5 protein-coding genes are annotated in these 4,702 nt (G+C 64.3%); 1 reads left to right on the top strand and 4 read right to left on the bottom strand.

From position 1 onward, the window contains the following. The 3 genes from VN419_RS00115 to VN419_RS00105 form a co-directional block, all read right to left on the bottom strand. On the bottom strand, nucleotides 1-1,804 hold a 1,804-nt coding region (locus VN419_RS00115), incomplete at its 3' end, for a DNA translocase FtsK (RefSeq protein ID WP_325643153.1). Between the two features lie 19 nt (nucleotides 1,805-1,823). Next, nucleotides 1,824-2,381 carry an elongation factor P gene (efp, locus tag VN419_RS00110; protein WP_325643151.1) on the bottom strand — a complete coding sequence of 186 codons (558 nt, stop codon included), beginning with the start codon at nucleotides 2,379-2,381 and terminating at the stop codon, nucleotides 1,824-1,826. Nucleotides 2,382-2,426: 45 nt separating this feature from the next. Beyond that, on the bottom strand, nucleotides 2,427-2,900 hold the full coding sequence (locus VN419_RS00105; RefSeq protein WP_325643149.1) for a type II 3-dehydroquinate dehydratase: 474 nt from the start codon (nucleotides 2,898-2,900) through the stop codon (nucleotides 2,427-2,429). Between the two features lie 110 nt (nucleotides 2,901-3,010). Between VN419_RS00105 and yihA the strand changes: the two genes are divergently transcribed. Beyond that, the gene (gene yihA, locus VN419_RS00100; RefSeq protein WP_325643146.1) at nucleotides 3,011-3,622 is read left to right on the top strand and encodes a ribosome biogenesis GTP-binding protein YihA/YsxC; all 612 of its coding nucleotides are present in this window, start codon (nucleotides 3,011-3,013) and stop codon (nucleotides 3,620-3,622) included. Nucleotides 3,623-3,652: 30 nt separating this feature from the next. On the opposite strand, the gene VN419_RS00095 is transcribed toward yihA, so the two are convergent. Then, nucleotides 3,653-4,702, bottom strand: a 1,050-nt coding sequence (locus VN419_RS00095) for an LptF/LptG family permease (RefSeq protein ID WP_325643143.1), incomplete at its 5' end; no start/stop codon positions are given.

Below are 4,702 nucleotides of genomic sequence, written 5' to 3'. Positions count from 1 at the left end.
AGCGCACGATGCAGTTTTCCACGTCCTTGGCCGCGGTCATCATCAGGTCGGCCAGCTCGTCGATGACGATGACCAGATAGGGCATGGGCGCAAGGTCGGCCAAATCGTCGGGGCGCTTGTCGCCCATCTCGGCCAACTTCTGGTTGTAGCCCTCGATGTTGCGCACGCCCAGGCGCGCCAGGGTCTCGTAGCGCGAGTCCATCTCGCACATGGCCCATTCGAGCGCGCTCTTGGCCAGGGCCATGTCCGTCACCACCGGGTGCACCAGATGCGGCAGGTCGGAGTAGATGGCGAGTTCGATGCGCTTGGGGTCGATGAGCAGCAGCTTGACCTTGTCCGGCTGAGCCTTGAACAGGATGGAGACAAGGAAGCCGTTCAGGCACACGCTTTTGCCCGCGCCCGTGGCGCCCGCCACCAGAAGGTGGGGCATGGTGGCCAGGTCGGCGATCTGCGGCGCGCCCTGGATGTCCTTGCCGATGGCCAGGGTCAGGGGAGACTTGGCCATGGTGAACACGGGATGTTCGATGATCTCTCGCAGGGACACGGTCTGGCGGCGCTCGTTGGGAATTTCCACGCCGATGGAGTCCTTGCCGGGGATGGGCGCCTCGATGCGCACGGCCAGCGCCTTGAGGGACAAGGCGATGTCGTCGTTGCGCGCGGCGATGGTGCTGATCTTGACGCCCGGCGCGGGCTTGAACTCGAACATGGTGACCACGGGGCCGGGAATCACCTGCTGGATCTCGCCCTGGATGTTGAAGTCCGCCAGGCAGGAGGTGAGCTGCCGGGCCTTGGCCTGCAGCGTCTTGGGGTCCGAGGTGGCCTGCTGGGGCGGGGCCTCGTGCAGAAGTTCCGCGTTGGGCAAATCCGCGCTGGGCTCGTGCCTGGGCGCGGCCTTCTTCTGCGGGGCCGGGGCGTCGAAGGGCTTGAGCACCAGATCGTTGCCCGTGGGCGCGTGGAACGCCGGGGCCGCGTCCTTGGCAGCGGCCTTGCCGGTGGCGGAGACGGGAGCGCCGGGTTCCAGGGTCTTGTCGCGGCTGGCGCGGTCGGACAAGCGCTCGCTCAAGCGCTCCAACAGGCGCAAGGAGGGACGGGAAGACGGGCGCTCGTCGTCAGCCCTGCCGGACGCGGCCTTGCCGGCATCCGCCCCTTTGTGGCGCAGGGCGCGCTCGCGGCGCTTGCACCATTGATCATAAAGGAAGGAGCGCAGGCGCTTGAACAGCGTGCCCCAGCTCACCTGAAAGCCCACCTGAAGCGACACGGCGCTGAGGAACAGCCAGCACAGCACCGAACCCCAAGGGTTCAGCAACGTAAAGGACGTGCCCACGGCCAGCTTGCCGATGGCTCCACCGCCCGCTAGGGTGGGGGCCTGCCCGCTGGCCGGAAGGCTCCAGGGCTTGGCGGCCCAGGCCATGACGCAGAGCACAAGCACACCGACGCCGAACCAGCGGAACCAACCGAGCTTCAGCCGCTCCGCGAACTGGGAGATGCCGATGTAGGCCAGGATCAGCGGCCAGGCCATGGCCCCGATGCCGAAGATTTCCACCAGCACGCCGGCCGTGTACGAGCCCACAGCCCCGGCGAGATTGCCGGTCTTGCGAGCCACGCTCACGGCCTGGTTGAAGGTGGGGTCCAGCGGATCAAAGGAAAAGACGCACAGAAAGAGGAAGGCGGCCACGAACAGGTAGGCCAGCCCTCGAATCTCCATGCGGAATTTTACAGTGTCCGTGGGTCTACCCTCCGCCCCGGCCTTGGCCTTGGCATTGCGCCCGCCCCGCTTGGGGGCGGGCTTCCGAGATTCGGACATCGCGTAGCTTAGGCCCGGATCACTCGCGGCTCAGGTATTCGCCCGTGCGGGTGTCCACCTTGATGCGCTCGCCCTGGGTGATGAACAGCGGCACGTTGACCATGATGCCGGTTTCGAGCTTGGCGGGCTTGGACGCGCCGGTGACGCGATCGCCCTGCACGCCGGGCTCGGTCTCCACCACTTCCATGACCACGGAGGCGGGCAGGTCCATGTCGAAGAGCTCGCCGTTGTACAGCAGCACCTTCACGGTCTCGCCTTCCTTCACGTAGCCGCCCTTCTCGCCCACCTGGGCGGCCGGGATGTTCTTCTGCTCATAGCTCTCAAGGTCCATGAACACAAAGTCAGTGCCCTCGCGATACAGGAACTGCATGTCCTGCATGGCGATGTCGGGCTTGCCGACCTTCTCGCCGGAGCGGAAGGTCTCGTCGATGACGCGGCCAGTGAGGATGTGGCGCAGCTTGGTGCGCACAAAGGCGCCGCCCTTGCCGGGCTTCACGTGCTGGAACTCGACGATTTCGTAAGGCTTGCCGTCCATCTCGATCTTGAGACCGCGACGGAAATCAGACGTGGAATACATTAAACCTCCGGGGCATTCTGGCGAACAAGTCCTTGTCGCGCCTGATTATTTATTATCCTGAAGCTTTGCGGCGTGACGCTCCAGCGCCAGGACGGCCAACGCATACCCGAGAATGCCGAAACCGGCAACAACTCCGATGCAGCTTTTCCCCATCAGGCTCTTCTGACGCAGGGGCTCGTCCGTGCGGGCGAAGATGTTCGACAGGTGCACCTCCACGCAGGGGAGGCCGATCCAGGCCAGGCAGTCGGCAAGGGCCAGGCTGGTGTGAGTAAGCGCCCCGGCGTTGAAGGCCACGCCGTCCAGGCCCTCGCGCCGGGCCATTTCCAGGCGGTCGATGAGATTGCCCTCGAAATTGGAATGGTGAAACACGAGCTCCACCTCACCCACGGCCTCGCCCAGCATGGGCTTCAGAATCTCGGGCAGGCTGTCCAGCCCCTGGGAACCGTAGATTTCCGGCTGGCGCGTTCCGATGTGGCCGAGGTTGGGACCGTTCAGGATAAGGTACTTGCGGGTGCTCATGGTTGCCACCTGTGGGGTTTAAGGAACGGGCAAGGCTTGACGCGGAGGCCAAAAGCCAACATCAATGGAGCGCCGCACACGCTGTGCGCGAAAACCCGCCCTGGAGCATTATGAATCGAAGCTTCGACTTAGTCAAAACCGCCTACGTCATTTCCCAGCTCGAACCGTCCGAGGAGCCGCAGGTGGCCCTGGCCGGGCGTTCCAACGTGGGCAAAAGTTCGCTCATCAACTGCCTGGCAGGCCGCAAGGCCCTGGCCAAGGTCAGCTCCACCCCGGGCAAGACCCAAAGCGTGAACTTCTTCCGCATCACCCCCGGCGACTACACCCTGGTGGACCTGCCCGGCTATGGCTTCGCCCGGCGCTCCCAGGAGGAGCGCGCCAAATGGGGCAAGCTCATCGAGCATTTTCTCAACAGCAATCCCGGCCTCAAGGCCGTGGCCGTGCTCATCGACGTGCGCGTGACCCCGCAGCAGAGCGACCTGGAGCTTGTGGGCTGGCTGCGGCACGAGGGCATCCCCATCCTGCCAGTTCTGACCAAGTGCGACAAGGTGAATCAGCGCGAGGCCTCGGCCCGCCAGCGAGAATGGCGCGACCTGCTGGGGGGCGCGGCCACGCCCATCTGCTTCTCCAGCGTCAGCAAGCAGGGACGCGAGGCCTTGTGGGCCGCTCTGGACAAGACCGCGGGAATTTTGCCCGAACCAGAGAAAACGCTGCAGGACTAGACGCCTTCCAGCGTCCTTCCCTCAAGCAGCCTAGCCTTCCGCCCGGCTGAAACGCCCGGACATGGCCACGCGCCAGCGGTGGGCGCGCGCCGCGAGGCGCGGGGCGCACACCCAGCCCAGGCGCAGCGCGGCCAGGGAGCTGAAGGTCATGTTGGCCAGCCAAGCCCCGACCATTGGTGGCAGCAGGCCCTTTTGCCCCGTGGTTATGCCCAGCACATATAGCCCGTAATAGCTGAAGATCACCAGCAGGCTCAGCACAAGATTGATGTACATGTTCTCGAAGAGCGAGCACAGGGCCAGGGCCAGCAAGGCCATGGTAACGATGGAGCAGGCGTACGACCACTTGCCGTGCCAGGCCGTGCGCAGCCGCTCCACATTGGAGCCTGATTCCCGCAGTTCCTCAATGACCTGACCGAGGTGCCACAGGGGCAAATCAGAACGATCGAGCACATCGGCGTTCAGAAAACTCCGCATGTCCTGCCGCAGGGGTATGAAGTGCGTAAGCAGCTTGCTGGACATGAAGTCCTTGGTCTCAATCTCCCACATGTCGAGCAGGCCCCAGCCATGCTCGTCCACCAGCCCCTTCTTGGCGGTCATGATGCGCTCAAGGCGCATGGTGTCGCGGTCGAACTCGTACACCGTCACGTCGTTGACGCGGCTCTGGGTGGGCTGGGCCTCTCCCGCGTGGACGATGTAGGGGCCTTCACGGAACCACAGATTCTTGACCACCCGCTTGTCCAACTGACGCTTGCGCACCTCCTCGCGCCAGATGCGCGAGGCCTCCTGTTCGCCGTAGGACGCCACGAACTGGGAGAACATGAGCTGCCCCATGCTCCACACCAGCGCATAAACCACAAAGAAGCGGATAAACCAGCCCATGGACATGCCGCCCGCGCGCAGAGCCATCATTTCGCGGTTACGCACCATGAGCCCCACCTGGATGACCACGGCCAAGAGGAACACCGCGGGCAGAATCTGCGAAAAGATGAGCGGCATTTTCACCACAAAATAGGTGAGGATCTGCCGTGCGCCCAGCCCGGCATCCAGAAAATGCTCCAGGCGGTCGGCCAGGTCGGTGAG

Origin of the sequence: Humidesulfovibrio sp., assembly GCF_035560995.1 — a bacterium.
GTDB lineage: Bacteria > Desulfobacterota > Desulfovibrionia > Desulfovibrionales > Desulfovibrionaceae > Humidesulfovibrio.
Note: the sequence above shows the minus strand (reverse complement) of the source record. Positions and strands in the feature narration are given on the sequence as shown.